Here is a 16,497-nt window from a genome sequence, read left to right on the forward strand (position 1 = left end):
AAGTGACTCAGGCCTTGTCGGTGTCCTCGCTCGTCGCGTGGGTGGTGTCCTCGGACACCGCGTCGGCGGTCTCCTCGGCGGTGTCCACGTCGGCGTCGTCGGCGGCCTCGACCTGATCGGCGATCGGGCTGTTGGCCTCGGCCTCGGCGGTCACCTCATCAGTGGTCACCTCATCAGTGGACTCCGCGGCCGACGTCTCGGCCGACTTCCTGGAGGCGGCGGCGCGGGTGGCCCGCGAAGCCTCGGCGGACGCCAGCGGCTCCGTGACGAGCGCGATCATAGCCATGGGCGCGTTGTCGCCCTTGCGGTTCTCGAGCTTGACGATCCGGGTGTAACCACCGTCGCGGTCGGCGACCCGGGGGCCGATCTCCGCGAACAGCTTGTGCAGCACGTCCTTGTTGCGGACGAGCTTGGCGGCCTCACGACGGTCGGCCAGCGTGCCGCGGCGCGCCTTGGTGATGAGCTTCTCCGCGTACGGACGAAGCAGCTTCGCCTTGGTCTCCGTGGTACGGATCGCATCATGCTCGAACAGCTGGGTGGCCAGGTTCGACAGGATGAGCCGCTGGTGGGCCGGGGATCCGCCGAGGCGGGCGCCCTTCTTGGGCTTGGGCATCAGATTCTCCTAGGAATGGTGTGCTGAGAGCTCGTCAGAGCTGCTCGGTCTCGGCGTAATCCTCGCCGCCCTCGTCCGTCCACGTCCCGGTCTCGGCGTCGTAGCCGGCGACCGAGGCGGGATCGAACCCGGGGGGCGCATCCTTGAGCGACAGGCCCAGCTCCACGAGCTTGACCTTGACCTCGTCGATCGACTTCTGACCGAAGTTGCGGATGTCGAGCAGGTCCGACTCGCTGCGCGCCACGAGCTCGCCCACGGTGTGGACGCCCTCGCGCTTGAGGCAGTTGTAGGACCGGACGGACAGGTCCAGGTCGTCGATCGGCATGCCGTATGCGGCGATGTGATCGGCCTCGGCCGGGCTGGGCCCGATCTCGATGCCCTCGGCCTCGTCGTTGAGCTCCCGCGCCAGCCCGAAGAGCTCGACCAGCGTCTTACCCGCGGACGCCAGGGCGTCACGGGCGGTCATCGAGTTCTTGGTCTCGACGTCCAGGACCAGGCGGTCGAAGTCCGTGCGCTGGTGCACACGGGTGGCCTCGACCTTGTAGGTCACCTTGAGGACGGGCGAGTAGATCGAGTCGACCGGGATACGGCCGATCTCGTGACCCGCGTCCTTGTTGAGCCCTGCGGGAACGTAGCCACGACCGCGCTCGACGACCAGCTCGATCTCCAGACGGCCCTTCTCGTTGAGAGTGGCGATGTGCAGGTCCGGATTGTGCACCTCGACGCCGGACGGCGGGACGATGTCACCTGCGGTGACGGCACCCGGGCCCTGCTTCTTGAGGTACATGGTGACCGGCTCGTCCTCGACGGACGAGACGACCAGGCCCTTGAGGTTGAGGATGATGTCGGTGACATCCTCCTTGACGCCCGGCACGGTGGTGAACTCGTGCAGGACACCCTCGATGCGGATGCTGGTCACGGCCGCGCCCGGGATGGACGACAGCAGCGTGCGCCGCAGGGAGTTGCCGATGGTGTAGCCGAAACCGGGCTCGAGGGGCTCGAGCACGAACCGCGAGCGGTTCTCGGAGACGACCTCCTCGGTGAGGGTGGGCCGCTGGGAGATGAGCATGTGCTACCTCTTTCGATTCTCGGCGTCCGCTATTTGACGCCGTAGTAACCCACCGTCGCCGGGCGGGCCGCGATGTGCGGCCCGCCCGGCGACGAGGGAGGACGGATCACTTCGAGTAGAACTCGACGATCAACTGCTCCTGCAGCGGCACATCGATCTGCGCGCGCTCGGGAAGCTGGTGCACGAGGATGCGGAGCGTCGTGGGGACGACCTGCAGCCACGCGGGGACGGGACGCTCGCCGAGCATCTCGGTGGCGATCTCGTACCAGTCCATCTTGGTGGACTTGGGGCGGACGTCGATGATGTCGTACTGCGACACCCGGTAGCTCGGGATGGTCACCTTCTGGTCATTGACCCGGAAGTGACCGTGGTTCACGAGCTGACGTGCCTGACGACGCGTCTGCGCGAGACCCGCGCGGTACACGACGTTGTCCAGACGCGACTCCAAGAGCTGGAGGAGGTTTTCGCCGGTCTTACCCGGGCGGCGGTGAGCCTCCGCGTAGTAGCGACGGAACTGCTTCTCCATCACGCCGTAGGTGAAGCGGGCCTTCTGCTTCTCCTGCAGCTGGGTGCGGTACTCGGACTCCTTGATCCGCGCGCGGCCATGATGACCGGGCGGGAAGGGCCGACGTTCGAATGCGGTGTCCCCACCTACGAGGTCCACGCCCAGACGGCGGGACTTGCGGGTGACGGGGCCGGTGTAACGTGCCATGGTTCTCTACGTTCCTTCCGGCTCAGACTCGACGCCGCTTGGGCGGACGACAGCCGTTGTGGGGCTGGGGGGTGACATCGGAGATCGTGCCCACCTCGAGGCCGGCGGCCTGAAGCGAACGGATCGCGGTCTCACGGCCCGAGCCGGGGCCCTTGACGAACACGTCGACCTTCTTCACTCCGTGCTCCTGCGCCTTGCGGGCCGCGTTCTCGGCGGCGAGCTGGGCGGCGAAGGGCGTCGACTTGCGCGAGCCCTTGAAGCCGACGTGACCGGAGGACGCCCAGGCGAGGACGCCACCGGAGGGATCGGTGATCGAGACGATGGTGTTGTTGAACGTGCTCTTGATGTGGGCGTGGCCCAGAGGAACGTTCTTCTTTTCCTTGCGACGACCCGTCTTCTTGGGGCCCGCAGCGCGTGACTTGGGGGGCATTACTTCTTCTTTCCGGCGACGGTCTTCTTCGGACCCTTACGGGACCGGGCGTTGGTCTTGGTGCGCTGACCACGAACGGGCAGTCCGCGACGGTGGCGGATGCCCTGGTAGCTGCCGATCTCGATCTTCCGGCGGATATCGCCCTGGACCTCGCGGCGAAGGTCACCCTCGACCTTGTAGTTGCCCTCGATGTCGTCACGAAGGACGGTCAGCTGCTCGTCCGTGAGATCCTTGGTGCGCAGATCCGGGCTGATGCCCGTGCGCTCCAGGATGTCGACGGCCCGCGTGCGACCGATGCCGAAAATGTAGGTGAGCGCGATCTCCATACGCTTGTCGCGTGGGAGATCAACGCCGGCAAGACGTGCCATGTGGCGTTTCTCTTTCGTCATGCGGTAGGTCTGCTCCCCGACCGTCCCCGCTGACGGATGGTCATCTCACGATGAGCATTCGTACGAGGCCCTGGCCTCCGCATCCAGGGGTATGGAACCCGCCTCACCTGACTGCGGTGAGGCGGCTGGTACGGGGAGTTGAGCGCTTTACTTGTAGCGGTAGACGATCCGACCACGCGTGAGGTCGTACGGCGACAGCTCGACGACCACTCGGTCCTCGGGCAGGATGCGGATGTAGTGCTGGCGCATCTTCCCACTGATGTGTGCGAGGACCTTGTGTCCGTTCTCGAGTTCGACGCGGAACATTGCGTTCGGCAGCGGCTCGACAACTCGGCCCTCGACCTCGATGGCTCCGTCTTTCTTTGCCATACTTGTTACGGTCCTCCACGATTCCCCGGATGTCGTCTACCGGATTCTGGTGCACTGGTGGGCACACCGACGTATAAGCCTACGTCAGTGCTCGTGCTAGTGCCAATCGAGCACTCAGACGTAGCAGGCCCGTCCCGCCGGGACGCCGTCGAATCGCTGCTGCAGCCAGTTCATCGCGGTCGGTAGCTTCTCCACCGCGCCGATGAGGTGCTCCGGGGCCACTCCCGGTTCCCACGTGAGCGGAGTCCCCTCGCGGCAGTACCGCTTGGCGGTCTCCTCCGCGTCCCAGAAGGGCACCAGCGGGTCCGTGCGCGAATGCCACATGAAGACCGGGACCCGCGGGACATCCGGCGACAGCCGGACGCTGTTCTCCCCGAACGCCCGCATCAGCCCCTCCTCCGCCATGAGGTCTCCGCCCTCGAGGACCATCGGCACCGACCGGAACGCGCCGAACACCAGCAGAGAGGCCGTGCACCTTCCCTTCATCCGATCGAACAGGGCCCAGCCCTCGGGAGTGAGCTTCTCTTCCAGCCGGATGTCCTCCGGGTATTCCCGCGCCATTCCCACAGCGGCGGCGAAGGCCAACCCGAACGCGGGGTGCGGCCAGTTGCCGATCATCCGCGCCATCGTGGTCATGTCCGTCGGGATACCGCCCTGCGCGACCCCCACCAGGTTGACGTCCGGGGCGTAGTCGTCGTGCATGAGAGAGACCCAGGCGCTGGCGATCCCGCCGCCCGAGTACCCCAGGGCGCCGAACCGGCTGTCCCGGGAGTCGAACCGGGGGTCGTCGCGCACGGCTCTCATCCCGTCCAGCACGATGCGCGCGGACAGCTGACCGCCGGGGTAGGCGACCTTGGGCCCCAGGTGATCGGGGATGATCACCGTCCACCCCTGGTCCAGGCGGACCCGGAGGAACGCCATCGCGTTGTCCTGCGCGGTCTCGAGAGTCGGGTTGACCAGGGTCTCGGTGGGAGCGCAGCTCTGGCCGAGGGCGTTGAGATAGTGCTGGTAGCTCAGGACCGGCCCGTCCGGCCGGGCGTGGGGCGGCCGCACGACGGTCGCCGTCGCCAGGATCGGACGATCACGGGTGTCGGTGGAGCGGTACGCGATCTCCGTCACCTCGTACCCGACGAACGCGGGCATGGTGACGACCCGGGTGTTGATCACGTCGCCCAGTTCCGCACCGGCGAGCACCGCGGGGTCCGCGTGATAGAACGGCGCCGGCTGCGGGTCCTCCATGAGGGACCCCTGCCCGCCCTCCATCAGCGACTGTGCTCCCGCCGACGGGGTCGGCCCCGCCATCTGGGCCAGGATCACTACGAGAACGAGGGCTGCCGCCAGCGCCGTGCGCGTCGGTGTCGTGATGGTACGGCGCACGTGGGGGTGAGCGAGCATGCCCTGACCTTTCGGGCCGGTGGTCAACAGTGGGAACACCCTAACCCGGCCTGTGAAGGCACCGGAACACGTACCCCTCGACGGCGCTCAGTCCAGTGGACGTGGCGTGAGCACACGCGGGCCGTCGGAGGTGACGGCCACGGTGTGCTCCCAGTGGGACGACGGTGACCCGTCGACCGTGACGACCGTCCAGTCGTCGGCAAGTGTGCGGGTGTCGGTCTCGCCACCGAGCACGAGCATCGGTTCCACCGCGAGGACCGACCCCTCCTGGAGCCGCGGCCCCTTCCCCGCCTTGCCCTCGTTGGCGAGGAAGGGCCACTCGTGCATCTCACGCCCGATGCCGTGCCCGCCGAACCCGTCGACTATCCCGAGGGTGACGCCGTGCCGCTGCTCCGCTCGGCGCGTCGCCATCTCCAGCGCGTGCGACACGTCCGTGAGCCGATTGCCCGGAGACATGGCGAGGATGCCCTCCTCGAGGACCTCGCGCGTCGCCTGGTTGAGAAGGGCCACCGAGGGGTCCAGCGCGCCGACGCCGAAGGTCCAGGCGGAATCGCCGTGCCAACCGTCCAGCACCGCACCGCAGTCGACCGAGACCAGGTCCCCCTCCCGGAGGACCGTGGCGGGGCCGGGGATACCGTGCACGACCACCTCGTTGACAGAGGTACAGATCGAGCCGGGGAAACCCTCGTAGCCCTTGAAGGACGGGACCGCACCGGCGTCCCGGATCAGCTGATCGACCAACGAATCCAGATCCGCGGTGGTCGCGCCCGGCACGGCGGCCTCCCGCGCGGCGACGAGTGCGCGGCCGACGATCCGGCCGGCGGCCTCCATCGCATCCAGCTCAGCGGGAGTGCGCGCCGTCACGACGCTCGTGCGCGACCGACCGAACACCGTGGTTCAGCGATCCAGCGCGGAGAGCGCGCGGGCGTTGATCTCGTCCACCTCGCCCACGGCGTCGACGGTCGTGACCTCGCCACCGTAGTACTCGAGAAGGGGGGCCGTCTCGGAGCGGTAGACCGCCATGCGGTTGCGGATCACGTCCTCCGTGTCGTCCTCACGTCCGCGCGCGAGCATCCGCCCGACCACGGTGTCCTCGTCGACCTTGAACTCGATGACGGCGTCGAGCGAGTGACCCGCATCGGCGAGCATGACCTTCAGGGCATCCGCCTGCTCGACACTGCGGGGGTAGCCGTCGAGAAGGAACCCCTCGGTGGCGTCGGGCTCGCCGATCCGCGCCTCGACCATGCGGTTGGTGACGTCCGCGGGCACCAGGTTGCCGGCGTCGATGTAGGACTTGGCCTCCTTGCCGAGGTCCGTCCCCTGGGAGATGTTGGCCCGGAAGAGGTCACCCGTGGAGATGTGCGGGACACCGAGCTTCTCCGACAGCAGGGCCGCCTGGGTTCCCTTGCCGGCGCCGGGGGGGCCGAGGAGGACGAGACGCATGGTGAGGACCAGCCTTTCTACAGTGTGATGTGCTCGGGGTTACAGCGACTACTTGAGGAAGCCCTCGTAGTTCCGCTGCATGAGCTGTGCCTCGATCTGTTTCACGGTGTCGAGACCCACCGACACCATGATGAGCACAGCGGTGCCACCGAACGGCATGTTCTGCATGTCTCCACCCCCGCTACCCATGTCGAGGAAGACGTTGGGGAGAACAGCGATGAGCCCGAGGTACAGGGAACCGAACAGCAGGATCCGGTTGAGCACGTAACCGAGGTACTCGGCCGTCGGGCGACCCGGGCGGATGCCCGGGATGAAGCCGCCGTACTTCTTCATGTTCTCGGCCTGCTCCATGGGATCGAACTGGATGGCCACGTAGAAGTACGCGAAGAAGATGATCAGGGCGAAGTAGAGCAGGATGTAGCCCCAGCTCGACGGGTTCTGCAGGTACTGCATGACGTATCGCTGCCAGAATCCGTCCGCGGCGGGCTCGGGGCCCTGGATCAACTGGGTGATCAGGATCGGCACGTACATCATCGACGACGCGAAGATCACGGGGATGACGCCGGCCTGATTGACCTTCAGCGGCAGATAGGTGGACGTTCCGCCGTACTGACGACGCCCGACCATGCGCTTGGCGTACTGGACCGGGATCCGGCGCTGACCCTGCTCGACGAAGACCACGGCGACCACGATCAGGATCACCGCGAACATGACCGCGGCGAACTTCATCGTCGAGGAGTTCTGGTAGATGTTGACGCCCTCGGCCGGGATCCGCGAGGCGATGCCGGCGAAGATCAGGAGCGACATGCCATTGCCGACCCCACGGTCGGTGATGAGCTCACCGAACCACATGACGAGGGCCGCACCGGCTGTCATCACGATGACGATGGTGGCCAGGGTGAGGATGTCGCCGTCCATCAGGACGGACTCGCCGTTGCCGAGAAGCTGTCCCCGGTCGGCGAGCGCCACGATGCCGGCGGACTGCAGCACGGCGAGCGCGATGGTCAGATAGCGCGTGTACTGCGTCATCTTGGCCTGGCCGGACTGCCCCTCCTTCTTGAGCTGCTCGAAGTAGGGGATCACCACGGTCAGCAACTGCACGATGATGCTGGCCGTGATGTACGGCATGATGCCGATCGCGAACACGGACAGCTGCAGGAGCGCACCGCCCGAGAACAGGTTGACCAGGGAGTACAACTGCGCGTTGTCTCCGGTCATCGCTGTGTCGAGGAGACCCCGGAGCTTGGGGTAGTCGACACCAGGCGACGGGATCTGCGCGCCGATGCGGTAGAGGATGATGATCCCGAGGGTGAAGAAGATCTTCTTCCTCAGGTCCCGGTCCTTGATCGCGGACGCGAGTGCGGAGAGCACATGTCCTCCTGGTCATGGACGGCCCGTAGCCGCCACCTTCGTCGAATGCAGATGCGCCGGGTGGGTCAGACCGACGGCAGTGGTGTCGGACCCCGAACGCACAACAAGAAAAACTGTATCAAGATGAGCGCAGGGGCCGGATCCGAGACTCTCGGACCCGACCCCTGCACCCGTCATCCGGCCCCCGGAGGGGCCGGTCGGGGAATCAGGCCCCGGCCTCCGACACGCTTCCGCCGGCGGCCTCGATCTTGCTCTTGGCCGACGCGGACACCTTGTCGACGGCCACGGTCACGGCCACGGAGATGTCCCCGTCGCCCAGGACCTTGACCGGCTGGTTCTTGCGGACGGCGCCCACGGTGACGAGCTCGGCCTTGCCGACCTGCCCACCGTTCGGGAACAGCCGCTCGATGTCGGACACGTTGACGACCTGGAAGACGACCTTGTTGCGGTTCTTGAAGCCCTTGAGCTTCGGAAGACGCATGTGGATCGGCATCTGGCCACCCTCGAACGCCGCGGGGACGTTCTTACGTGCCTTGGTTCCCTTGGTACCGCGACCGGCGGTCTTGCCCCTCTTACCGCCTTCACCGCGACCCACGCGGGTCTTGTCGGTGTGGGCGCCGGGTGCCGGGCGCAGGTGATGCAACTTGATAGTCATGCTCACTCCGTCTCTTCGACCACGACGAGGTGGTTCACGACGTTGATGAGACCCCGGGTCTGAGCGTTGTCCTCACGGACGACCGTCTTCCGGATGCCCTTGAGTCCCAACGTCCGCAGGGAGTCCTTCTGGTTCTGCTTGATCCCGACCGTGCCACGGAGCTGGGTGATCTTGAGGTTGGCCATGATCTACGCCCCCTGTCCGGCACGAGCGCGGAGCATGCCCGCGGGTGCGACGTCCTCGATGGGCAGGCCACGGCGGGCCGCGACCTCCTCGGGGCGGTGCAGACCCTTGAGGGCCTTCACCGTCGCGTGGACCACGTTGATGGCGTTGTCCGAACCCAGTGACTTGCACAGGATGTCGTGGACGCCGGCGCACTCGAGCACGGCACGAGCCGCGCCGCCCGCGATCACACCGGTACCCGGCGACGCCGGACGGAGCATGACGACGCCTGCGGCGGCCTCACCCTGGATCGGGTGCGGAATGGTGGAGCCGATGAGCGGGACGCGGAAGAAGTTCTTCCGGGCCTCCTCCGACCCCTTCTGGATCGCCGCCGGCACCTCCTTGGCCTTGCCGTAGCCGACGCCCACCATGCCGTTGCCGTCGCCGAGGATCACGAGGGCGGTGAAGCTGAAGCGCCGACCACCCTTGACGACCTTGGAGACACGGTTGATGGTGACGACGCGCTCGATGAACTGAGACTTCTCGTCATCGCGCCCACCGCGGCGGTCGTTTCCGCCACGGCCACGGCCCCCGCCGCCGCCGCTGCGGCCGCCCTGGGCGTTGTCGTTGGTGGTGGTGGTCTTGTTGTCCGCGGCGGGCCCGGTGCTTCCGCCGTCACGACGCTGACGTCCCGGCATCAGACGGTCCTTCCGTTAAGGGTCAGTGCAGTGGTGTAGGTCATCAGAACTCCAGCCCACCCTCGCGGGCGGCGTCGGCGAGCGACGCGATCCGGCCGTGGTACTTGTTGCCACCACGGTCGAAGACGACGGCGTCGATGCCGGCGGCCTTGGCACGCTCGGCCAGGAGCTGACCGACCTTCGCGCTGCGGGCCTTCTTGTCGCCCTCGAACGCGCGGACATCGGCCTCGATCGTCGACGCGGCGGCCAGCGTGCGGCCGGCCAGGTCGTCGATGATCTGGGCGTGGATGTGACGCGAGGACCGGTTGACGACCAACCGCGGACGCTCGGGCGTGCCGGCGACCTTCTTGCGGAGGCGGTAGTGGCGCCGGGTACGGCCGACACGACGTGCTGTCGAGACGTCGGTACCCAGCGGGGAACGCTTCTTTGTGCTGCTCATGGTCACTTACCCGTCTTTCCGACCTTGCGACGGACCTGCTCGCCCTCGTAACGGATGCCCTTGCCCTTGTACGGGTCGTGCTTCCGCAGCCGCTTGATGTTGGCGGCGATCTGGCCCACCTGCTGCTTGTCGATCCCGGAGATCGAGAACTTCGTGGCTCCCTCGACGGCGAAGGTGATGCCGTCGGGTGCCGCGATCGGCACGGGGTGCGAGTAGCCCAGGGCGAACTCGAGGTCCTTGCCCTTGGCCACGACGCGGTAGCCCACGCCGAAGATCTCCATCTTCTGCACGTAACCCTCGGTGACGCCCACGACCATGTTGTTGACCAGGGAGCGGGAGAGGCCGTGCAGTGACCGGTTGTCGCGGTGGTCGTCGGGACGGTTCACCGTGATGGTGTTGTCCTCGATCGACACCGAGATGGGTGCGGGAAGATCCTGGGTGAGTTCACCCTTGGGACCCTTGACGGTGATGGTCTGGCCGTCGACCTTGATGTCGACTCCGGACGGAACGCTGATCGGAGCCTTGCCGATACGTGACATTTCTCGCCCCCTTACCAGACGTAGGCGAGGACTTCCCCGCCCACCTTCTTGTAGTTCGCCTGACGGTCCGTGAGCAGACCCTGGGAGGTCGAGATGATCGCGATACCCAGTCCGCCGAGAACCTTGGGAAGGCCGGTGGACTTGGTGTACACGCGAAGACCCGGCTTAGAGACTCGCTTGATGCCCTGGAGGCTGCGCTGGCGCGACGGGCCGTACTTGAGGTCGATGGTGAGCTTCTTGCCCACCTCGGCGTCCTCGACGGCGTAATCGGTGATGTAACCCTCTTGCTTGAGGATCGCCGCGATGTTGCCCTTGAGCTTGGAATGCGGCATGGAGACGGTGTCGTGGTAAGCCGAATTGGCGTTACGCACACGCGTCAGCATGTCCGCGATGGGATCGGTCATCGACATGGATAAACCATGTTCCTTTCTCGCAACGGTTCCCATGCAACACGGCCGGCGGTCGGCCTGTGGGCCGGCCGCGTCCGTCGTGGGCCTATCGCGAAGAGTTCGAATGTTCTGTTGTGTGGGGCCCGAGATCATCGACGATCTCCGGGTGACCCGCCGCGCATGGCGCTCTTCTCGCCACTTGCGACCCGACGGCTGGGCCGTCTGCCCGCGCCGGGGACCCGCGGATGCGGGGCCCCGGCGCGGACGGCCGGTCCGGCCCTGACTCGAGGTCAGTCCTCCTTGAAGGGGAAGCCGAGGTGCTTGAGCAGCGCCCGACCCTCTTCGTCGTTGGTCGCAGTCGTGACGACCGTGATGTCCATGCCGCGGGGGCGATCGACCTTGTCCACGTCGATCTCGTAGAACATGGTCTGCTCGTTGAGTCCGAAGGTGTAGTTGCCGTGGCCGTCGAACTGCTTGCCCGAGAGACCACGGAAGTCGCGGATACGCGGGAGGGCGACCGTCGTCAGACGATCGAGGAACTCCCACATACGGTCGCCGCGCAGCGTCACGCGCGCACCGATCGGCATTCCCTCGCGGAGCTTGAACTGCGCGATGGACTTGCGGGCCCGGCGGATCTGCGGCTTCTGGCCGGTGATCAGCGTGAGATCGGTGATGGCGCCGTTGATCAGCTTGGCGTCACGGGCGGCGTCGCCGACACCCATGTTCACGACGACCTTGACGACGCCCGGGATCTGCATGACGTTCGCGTACTCGAACGTCTCGTTCATGGCCGGCTTGATCTCGGCGCTGTACCGCGCCTTGAGACGCGGCGAGTAACCGGTGGGAAGTGCGGTTTCAGTCATGGTCACAGGTCCTTCCCGGTCTTGCGCGAGACACGGACGCGCTTACCGTTCTCGTCGGTGCGGATTCCGACGCGCGACGGGGCGCCGTCGGCGTCCACGACCATCACGTTGGACACGTGGATCGGGGCCTCCTGCGTGACGATGCCACCGGAGGAGGCACCACGCTCGGCAGCCGAGTTGGCGGTGTGCTTCTTGATGCGGTTGACGCCCTCGACGAGGACCTTGGACCGCTCGGGGAAGGCCTGGATGACCTTGCCCTTGGCGCCCTTGTCCTTGCCTGCGATGACGAGCACCGTGTCGCCCTTGTGGACCTTCATGTCAGAGCACCTCCGGAGCCAGCGAGACGATGCGCATGAACTTCTTGTCGCGCAATTCGCGACCGACGGGCCCGAAGATGCGGGTTCCACGCGGGTCGTTGTCGTTCTTGATGATGACGGCGGCGTTCTCGTCGAACTTGATGTACGAGCCGTCCGGGCGGCGGCGCTCCTTGGCGGTGCGCACGATGACGGCCTTAACGACCTCACCCTTCTTGACGTTGCCACCGGGGATGGCGTCCTTGACGGTGGCGACGATGATGTCGCCCACGCCTGCGTAGCGACGCTTGGATCCACCGAGAACGCGGATGCAGAGAATCTCCTTGGCACCCGTGTTGTCGGCGATCTTGAGTCGCGACTCCTGCTGGATCATTGTTCTCCTGACCAGGCTTGTTCAGATGTGTGCCGGATTCCGACCCGACACACGCGGCCACGTCACCCGCACCAGGTCTCTCGACACGGTTATCACGGGCAACTGGTCCAGTGTAGGGCCCCCGGCCTCCGAGCCCCAAATCACCGTCAGCTGCCGGCAGAACCGGTTGAGCTCTGCGTACTCGCCGAGCCCAGCGACCCGGACGAGCCGACGGCGTCCTCGACCACTCCCCTGGCCGCGACCCGGGCGCTCGGCCTGGCCGGCTCCAGACCCGACAGGATGTGATCCATGCCCGGCAGCATCTGGGTGACGAAGACCGGCCAGTTGTGTATCCCGGTCGGCATGTAGTTCATCCGCAGGTTCACCCCGGCGAGTCCGGCGAGGGACGACTCGAGCTTTCTGGTGCTCTCGTAGGACCCCTTCTCGAGGATGTGCCCGTCCACGAGGATCATCTCGTTGCTGCCGAACTGGCCGAGTTCCGCCGACCCGACCCGGCCCGTAGCGGCGCTGAGGTACACGGTCTTGCCGGCGAGCCCGGACGGGTCCGCCACGGTGTCGTGGTCCCGCCATTCCTGTGAATCGCGGGGGCCCCACATGTTCGTCGCGTCCCCGCCACGGGCGGCGACGGTCAGACGAGCGTACTGGTAGCCGAGCTCGTCAGTCGTCGAGTAGGCACCGCTGACCCCGGCTACCGCGTCAAACATCTCCGGGTTCGAGTTGGCCAGGTGCAGGGCCGCCGAGGCGCCCATCGACACACCCATCACTCCCCAGCTCCCGTTGTGCGCCAGTGGCGCGCCGGTATCCGGCGTGGGCTGCGCCAGGAGCAGGGGGAGCTCGTCGATGAGGAAGGTTTCCCACATGTTCGGTCCCAGGACCGGGTCGTCGGTCTGCCAGTCTGACCACATCGACGCCGGAGCCCCCGTCGGAGCGACGACGTTGACCGCCCGGTCCCGTAGCGCGGGATCCCCCCACCCCATCCCCGTGCTCCAGCCCGACGGCGACTCGCTCCCCACACCGTCCAGGAAGTACACGTTGGGGGCGTCCACGCCGTCCGGTGCCCGGTACACCTCCACCCGCACGGTGCGCTGCATCGAGGCGGAGGTGACGGTCCAGACCTCCGCACGTCGGTCCACCGGGTTCAGTGATCCCGGGAACAACGGCGCGACGTCGCGAACGGTGGTCTGGGTGATGGAACCGTCCCGGGTACTGACAGGACCTGCCGGGGCCTGCGAGCTACCGGGGCGGGGGAAGTCACCGGACCCGGCGGCCGCGACGGACCCGAGGACGGAGGTCAACGGGATCGGGGCGCCCAGTTGCGTCAAGGCGGCGACGCTCAGCGACGGAACCCCCAACAGGCTGCCCGGGGCCACGCTGGGCACCAGGGACCCGGGGTCCAGGCTCTGTGCCCCCGCAGTGCCCGTCCCGACACCGGATCCGATGAGCATGGCCGCTGCTGCCACCGCCGCGCCCCGGAGTGTGGCACCGGCACGCCGACTCGCCACTCCCCCGTGCCCGTCGATTCCGTGCCGATCCACGCCGTGTCTCTTGATCTCCGGCCGTATCGTCATATGGCTATCCCGTCCTCGTGAGCGACGCGGCCCTCAGGATGTGACGCCCCGGGCCGCAGGGTGAATTCCGGCTCGATAGCCGATGACACAATACTGAGCTGTCGTATCAAGTAGAGGAATTCGTTACATTTCCCGACGCCGAAGGCCCGGCCCCGATGATTCGGGGCCGGGCCTTCAGGTGTTGCGGAGCGGGCTTCTTACTTCGCGCGCTCCAGGACCTCGACGAGGCGGTACCGCTTGGTGGCGGACAGCGGGCGGGTCTCCATGATCCGCACGCGGTCGCCGACGCCGGCGTTGTTGGTCTCGTCGTGCGCCTTCACACGCTCGGTACGGCGCATGATCTTGCCGTAGAGCGGGTGCTTCACGCGGTCCTCGAGCTCGACGATGATGGTCTTGTCCATCTTGTCGGACACGACGTACCCGATCCGCACCTTGCGGCTGTTGCGCTCGGTGTTCTCGCTGGCCTCAGTCACGGCTGCTTCCTTGTCACTCACTTGGCATCACCCGGCGCCGCCGACAGCCCGAGCTCGCGCTCACGGATGACGGTGTAGATGCGAGCGATGTCATGACGGACGACCCGCAGGCGACGGTTGTTGGTCAGCTGACCGGTGGCCATCTGGAAGCGCAGATTGAACAGCTCTTCCTTGGCCTCACGCAGACGCGCGGTGAGCGCGTCGGCGTCGAGTTCACGCAACTCGGGGGCGGTGGTTCCACTAGCCATCAGAACTGCTCCTCCCGGGTCACGATGCGGGTCTTACACGGGAGCTTGTGCTGCGCGCGGCGCAGCGCCTCGCGTGCGGTCTCCTCGTTCGGGTACGACATCTCGAACAGGATGCGACCCGGCTTGACGTTGGCGACCCACCACTCGACGGATCCCTTACCGGAACCCATCCGAACCTCGGCGGGCTTCTTGGTCAGCGGGCGGTCGGGGTAGATGTTGATCCACACCTTGCCGCCACGCTTGATGTGGCGGTTGATCGCGATACGCGCGGACTCGATCTGACGGTTGGTGACGTACGCCGGCTCGAGAGCCTGGATGCCGTACTCACCGAACGTCACCTTGGTGCCGCCCTTGGCCCCGCCACTACGGCCGGGGTGGTGCTGCTTGCGGTGCTTGACGCGCTTGGGGATAAGCACTGTCACGCCTCCCTGGTCTGATTCTGCGGAGCCTGGGCGGGTGCCTCGGCAGCCGAACCGGAACCGGCGCGGCCGGTCTCGGTGCTGGTGGCCGTGGTGCCCTGGGCGCCGGAGCGACGCGGCCGGCCGGCGCCACGCTCGCGGCGGGGCCCTCGGTCGGCGCCGCCGCGGTTGCTGGACTGGGCGTACTGATCGGACTCGCGACGACCGCCGACCACGTCACCCTTGTAGATCCACACCTTGACGCCGATGCGACCGAAGGTCGTCTTGGCCTCGTAGGTGCCGTAGTCGATCTCGGCACGCAGTGTGTGAAGCGGGACGCGACCCTCGTGGTAGCGCTCCGAACGCGACATCTCGGCACCGCCGAGACGACCCGAGCAGACCACCTTGATGCCCTTGACCTGCGGCTGGCGCATGGCGGACTGGATGCCCTTCCGCATCGCGCGACGGAACGCCACGCGGTTGGAGAGCTGCTCCGCGATGCCCTGGGCCACGAGCTGGGCGTCGGCCTCGGTGTTCTTGATCTCGAGGATGTTGAGGTGGACCTGCTTGGCGGTGAGCTTCTCGAGCTCACCGCGAAGACGGTCGGCCTCGGCGCCACGACGGCCGATGACGATGCCCGGCCGGGCGGTGTGGATGTCGACGTTGACCCGGTCACGGGTACGGGAGATGTCCACACCCGAGATGCCGGCCCGCTCCATGCCCTTGGACAGGAGCTGACGGATCTTGATGTCCTCGGCGACGTAGTCCGCGTACTGCTTGTCGGCGTACCACTTGGACGTCCAGTCCGAGGTGATGCCGAGACGGAAGCCGTGCGGCTGGATCTTCTGTCCCATTTAGCGGGCACCTCCCTGGTTACGACGGCCCCGACCGGTCGAACCGGCCTTCTCGGGCACGCTGGTCACCTCGACGGTGATGTGGCTCGTGCGCTTACGCACCCGGAACGCACGACCCTGGGCACGCGGACGGAACCGCTTCAGGGTCGGGCCCTCGTCGGCGAAAGCAGCCGACACGACCAGGGTCCGGGGATCCAGGTCTAGGTTGTTCTCGGCATTCGCGATGGCGGACGCGAGGACCTTGCCCACCGGCTCGCTGGCAGCCTGCGGGGCGAACCGCAGGATGTCCAACGCGTCGGAGGCGTCCTTGCCCCGGATCAGGTCGATCACACGACGCGCCTTCATGGGCGTGACGCGGACGAACTTGGCGGTGGCGCGGGCGGTGAGCTGCTGCTCCTCCTGCGCCGTGCCTTCGGCGGTCTTCCTGGTATCTGTGCTCATCGACGCTTACTCTTCCGATCGTCCTTGATGTGCCCCTTGAACGTGCGCGTCGGCGCGAACTCGCCGAGCTTGTGACCCACCATGGAGTCGGACACGAACACGGGCACATGCTTGCGGCCATCATGGACGGCGAACGTGTGGCCGATGAAATCGGGCAGGATCGTCGAGCGACGCGACCAGGTCTTGATGACCTGATGAGTACCCTTGTCGTTCTGCGCGTCCACCTTCGCGAGGAGGTGCTCGTCGACGAACGGACCCTTCTTGAGACTACGAGGCATCCTAGTTTCCCTCC

General features: G+C 66.6%; 26 protein-coding genes. All 26 read right to left on the reverse strand.

Annotated features, from left to right (window positions below; all coding sequences use genetic code 11):
- Positions 1–7: 7 nt before the first annotated feature.
- Positions 8–613, reverse strand: coding sequence for a 50S ribosomal protein L17 (gene rplQ / locus A6048_RS12425; RefSeq protein ID WP_107746312.1), 606 nt, complete (start codon positions 611–613; stop codon positions 8–10).
- 34 nt (positions 614–647) lie between these two features.
- A complete protein-coding gene (locus A6048_RS12430) occupies positions 648–1,682 on the reverse strand; it encodes a DNA-directed RNA polymerase subunit alpha (protein ID WP_067716627.1) in 1,035 nt (344 codons plus the stop codon).
- A gap of 106 nt (positions 1,683–1,788) precedes the next feature.
- The gene (gene rpsD, locus A6048_RS12435) at positions 1,789–2,394 is read right to left on the reverse strand and encodes a 30S ribosomal protein S4 (RefSeq protein ID WP_107746310.1); all 606 of its coding nucleotides are present in this window, start codon (positions 2,392–2,394) and stop codon (positions 1,789–1,791) included.
- Positions 2,395–2,416: 22 nt separating this feature from the next.
- Complete coding sequence (rpsK, locus tag A6048_RS12440; RefSeq protein WP_107746308.1) at positions 2,417–2,824, reverse strand: 30S ribosomal protein S11; 408 nt, start codon at positions 2,822–2,824, stop codon at positions 2,417–2,419.
- Positions 2,824–3,192, reverse strand: coding sequence for a 30S ribosomal protein S13 (gene rpsM / locus A6048_RS12445; protein ID WP_107746306.1), 369 nt, complete (start codon positions 3,190–3,192; stop codon positions 2,824–2,826). The genes rpsK and rpsM overlap by 1 nt, the downstream gene beginning before the upstream one ends.
- Before the next feature lie 168 nt (positions 3,193–3,360).
- Positions 3,361–3,582: a translation initiation factor IF-1 gene (gene infA, locus A6048_RS12450; protein WP_010541191.1), complete on the reverse strand. Its 222-nt coding sequence runs from the start codon at positions 3,580–3,582 to the stop codon at positions 3,361–3,363.
- Positions 3,583–3,696: 114 nt separating this feature from the next.
- Positions 3,697–4,977, reverse strand: a complete 1,281-nt coding sequence (locus A6048_RS12455; protein WP_235027280.1) for a lipase family protein — start codon at positions 4,975–4,977, stop codon at positions 3,697–3,699.
- Positions 4,978–5,064: 87 nt separating this feature from the next.
- Positions 5,065–5,868, reverse strand: coding sequence for a type I methionyl aminopeptidase (gene map / locus A6048_RS12460; protein ID WP_107746304.1), 804 nt, complete (start codon positions 5,866–5,868; stop codon positions 5,065–5,067).
- A gap of 6 nt (positions 5,869–5,874) precedes the next feature.
- Positions 5,875–6,420 (reverse strand): adenylate kinase, encoded by a 546-nt coding sequence (locus A6048_RS12465; RefSeq protein WP_107746302.1) that lies wholly within the window; start codon positions 6,418–6,420, stop codon positions 5,875–5,877.
- Between the two features lie 48 nt (positions 6,421–6,468).
- Positions 6,469–7,791, reverse strand: coding sequence for a preprotein translocase subunit SecY (gene secY, locus A6048_RS12470; RefSeq protein WP_107746300.1), 1,323 nt, complete (start codon positions 7,789–7,791; stop codon positions 6,469–6,471).
- Positions 7,792–7,996: 205 nt separating this feature from the next.
- Positions 7,997–8,446, reverse strand: a complete 450-nt coding sequence (gene rplO / locus A6048_RS12475) for a 50S ribosomal protein L15 (RefSeq protein ID WP_107746298.1) — start codon at positions 8,444–8,446, stop codon at positions 7,997–7,999.
- Between the two features lie 2 nt (positions 8,447–8,448).
- Complete coding sequence (gene rpmD, locus A6048_RS12480) at positions 8,449–8,631, reverse strand: 50S ribosomal protein L30 (protein ID WP_107746296.1); 183 nt, start codon at positions 8,629–8,631, stop codon at positions 8,449–8,451.
- A 3-nt stretch (positions 8,632–8,634) separates the two neighbouring features.
- Positions 8,635–9,306: a 30S ribosomal protein S5 gene (rpsE, locus tag A6048_RS12485; RefSeq protein WP_107746294.1), complete on the reverse strand. Its 672-nt coding sequence runs from the start codon at positions 9,304–9,306 to the stop codon at positions 8,635–8,637.
- Positions 9,307–9,349: 43 nt separating this feature from the next.
- Positions 9,350–9,745 (reverse strand): 50S ribosomal protein L18, encoded by a 396-nt coding sequence (gene rplR, locus A6048_RS12490; RefSeq protein WP_107746292.1) that lies wholly within the window; start codon positions 9,743–9,745, stop codon positions 9,350–9,352.
- A 2-nt stretch (positions 9,746–9,747) separates the two neighbouring features.
- A complete protein-coding gene (rplF, locus tag A6048_RS12495) occupies positions 9,748–10,284 on the reverse strand; it encodes a 50S ribosomal protein L6 (RefSeq protein WP_107746290.1) in 537 nt (178 codons plus the stop codon).
- 11 nt (positions 10,285–10,295) lie between these two features.
- Positions 10,296–10,694 carry a 30S ribosomal protein S8 gene (rpsH, locus tag A6048_RS12500; protein WP_107746288.1) on the reverse strand — a complete coding sequence of 133 codons (399 nt, stop codon included), beginning with the start codon at positions 10,692–10,694 and terminating at the stop codon, positions 10,296–10,298.
- A 269-nt stretch (positions 10,695–10,963) separates the two neighbouring features.
- The gene (gene rplE / locus A6048_RS12505; protein WP_107746286.1) at positions 10,964–11,536 is read right to left on the reverse strand and encodes a 50S ribosomal protein L5; all 573 of its coding nucleotides are present in this window, start codon (positions 11,534–11,536) and stop codon (positions 10,964–10,966) included.
- Positions 11,537–11,538: 2 nt separating this feature from the next.
- Positions 11,539–11,853, reverse strand: coding sequence for a 50S ribosomal protein L24 (gene rplX / locus A6048_RS12510; RefSeq protein ID WP_107746284.1), 315 nt, complete (start codon positions 11,851–11,853; stop codon positions 11,539–11,541).
- Between the two features lies 1 nt (position 11,854).
- Positions 11,855–12,223, reverse strand: coding sequence for a 50S ribosomal protein L14 (gene rplN, locus A6048_RS12515; protein ID WP_095717592.1), 369 nt, complete (start codon positions 12,221–12,223; stop codon positions 11,855–11,857).
- A gap of 146 nt (positions 12,224–12,369) precedes the next feature.
- Entirely contained in the window at positions 12,370–13,791 is a 1,422-nt protein-coding gene (locus A6048_RS12520) for an alpha/beta hydrolase (protein WP_107746282.1), read from the reverse strand.
- A gap of 197 nt (positions 13,792–13,988) precedes the next feature.
- Complete coding sequence (gene rpsQ, locus A6048_RS12525) at positions 13,989–14,264, reverse strand: 30S ribosomal protein S17 (protein ID WP_107746280.1); 276 nt, start codon at positions 14,262–14,264, stop codon at positions 13,989–13,991.
- A gap of 17 nt (positions 14,265–14,281) precedes the next feature.
- Positions 14,282–14,512, reverse strand: a complete 231-nt coding sequence (gene rpmC / locus A6048_RS12530) for a 50S ribosomal protein L29 (RefSeq protein WP_017838199.1) — start codon at positions 14,510–14,512, stop codon at positions 14,282–14,284.
- Positions 14,512–14,928 (reverse strand): 50S ribosomal protein L16, encoded by a 417-nt coding sequence (gene rplP, locus A6048_RS12535; RefSeq protein ID WP_017838198.1) that lies wholly within the window; start codon positions 14,926–14,928, stop codon positions 14,512–14,514. Before rplP ends, rpmC begins: the two co-directional genes overlap by 1 nt.
- 2 nt (positions 14,929–14,930) lie before the next feature.
- Complete coding sequence (rpsC, locus tag A6048_RS12540) at positions 14,931–15,764, reverse strand: 30S ribosomal protein S3 (RefSeq protein WP_017838197.1); 834 nt, start codon at positions 15,762–15,764, stop codon at positions 14,931–14,933.
- A complete protein-coding gene (gene rplV / locus A6048_RS12545; protein WP_107746278.1) occupies positions 15,765–16,205 on the reverse strand; it encodes a 50S ribosomal protein L22 in 441 nt (146 codons plus the stop codon). It lies immediately after the preceding gene.
- A complete protein-coding gene (rpsS, locus tag A6048_RS12550) occupies positions 16,202–16,483 on the reverse strand; it encodes a 30S ribosomal protein S19 (RefSeq protein WP_017838195.1) in 282 nt (93 codons plus the stop codon). Before rpsS ends, rplV begins: the two co-directional genes overlap by 4 nt.
- Positions 16,484–16,497 lie beyond the last annotated feature (14 nt).

The organism is Dietzia psychralcaliphila (assembly GCF_003096095.1).
Lineage (GTDB): Bacteria > Actinomycetota > Actinomycetes > Mycobacteriales > Mycobacteriaceae > Dietzia > Dietzia psychralcaliphila.

Bases quoted from the DNA above. Each gene is read 5' to 3' on its own strand.
- rplN (WP_095717592.1), bottom strand. From the start codon at position 12,223: ATGATCCAGCAGGAGTCGCGACTCAAGATCGCCGACAACACGGGTGCC.
- rplF (WP_107746290.1), bottom strand. From the start codon at position 10,284: ATGTCACGTATCGGCAAGGCTCCGATCAGCGTTCCGTCCGGAGTCGAC.
- rpmC (WP_017838199.1), bottom strand. From the start codon at position 14,512: ATGGCTAGTGGAACCACCGCCCCCGAGTTGCGTGAACTCGACGCCGAC.
- rplQ (WP_107746312.1), bottom strand. From the start codon at position 613: ATGCCCAAGCCCAAGAAGGGCGCCCGCCTCGGCGGATCCCCGGCCCAC.
- rpmD (WP_107746296.1), bottom strand. From the start codon at position 8,631: ATGGCCAACCTCAAGATCACCCAGCTCCGTGGCACGGTCGGGATCAAG.
- infA (WP_010541191.1), bottom strand. From the start codon at position 3,582: ATGGCAAAGAAAGACGGAGCCATCGAGGTCGAGGGCCGAGTTGTCGAG.
- rpsH (WP_107746288.1), bottom strand. From the start codon at position 10,694: ATGTCGATGACCGATCCCATCGCGGACATGCTGACGCGTGTGCGTAAC.
- rpsK (WP_107746308.1), bottom strand. From the start codon at position 2,824: ATGCCCCCCAAGTCACGCGCTGCGGGCCCCAAGAAGACGGGTCGTCGC.
- A6048_RS12520 (WP_107746282.1), bottom strand. From the start codon at position 13,791: ATGACGATACGGCCGGAGATCAAGAGACACGGCGTGGATCGGCACGGA.
- A6048_RS12465 (WP_107746302.1), bottom strand. From the start codon at position 6,420: ATGCGTCTCGTCCTCCTCGGCCCCCCCGGCGCCGGCAAGGGAACCCAG.
- A6048_RS12455 (WP_235027280.1), bottom strand. From the start codon at position 4,977: ATGCTCGCTCACCCCCACGTGCGCCGTACCATCACGACACCGACGCGC.
- rplO (WP_107746298.1), bottom strand. From the start codon at position 8,446: ATGACTATCAAGTTGCATCACCTGCGCCCGGCACCCGGCGCCCACACC.
- rpsM (WP_107746306.1), bottom strand. From the start codon at position 3,192: ATGGCACGTCTTGCCGGCGTTGATCTCCCACGCGACAAGCGTATGGAG.
- rpsE (WP_107746294.1), bottom strand. From the start codon at position 9,306: ATGCCGGGACGTCAGCGTCGTGACGGCGGAAGCACCGGGCCCGCCGCG.
- rplX (WP_107746284.1), bottom strand. From the start codon at position 11,853: ATGAAGGTCCACAAGGGCGACACGGTGCTCGTCATCGCAGGCAAGGAC.
- rpsS (WP_017838195.1), bottom strand. From the start codon at position 16,483: ATGCCTCGTAGTCTCAAGAAGGGTCCGTTCGTCGACGAGCACCTCCTC.
- rplV (WP_107746278.1), bottom strand. From the start codon at position 16,205: ATGAGCACAGATACCAGGAAGACCGCCGAAGGCACGGCGCAGGAGGAG.
- rplE (WP_107746286.1), bottom strand. From the start codon at position 11,536: ATGACTGAAACCGCACTTCCCACCGGTTACTCGCCGCGTCTCAAGGCG.
- rplR (WP_107746292.1), bottom strand. From the start codon at position 9,745: ATGAGCAGCACAAAGAAGCGTTCCCCGCTGGGTACCGACGTCTCGACA.
- rpsD (WP_107746310.1), bottom strand. From the start codon at position 2,394: ATGGCACGTTACACCGGCCCCGTCACCCGCAAGTCCCGCCGTCTGGGC.
- rpsC (WP_017838197.1), bottom strand. From the start codon at position 15,764: ATGGGACAGAAGATCCAGCCGCACGGCTTCCGTCTCGGCATCACCTCG.
- A6048_RS12430 (WP_067716627.1), bottom strand. From the start codon at position 1,682: ATGCTCATCTCCCAGCGGCCCACCCTCACCGAGGAGGTCGTCTCCGAG.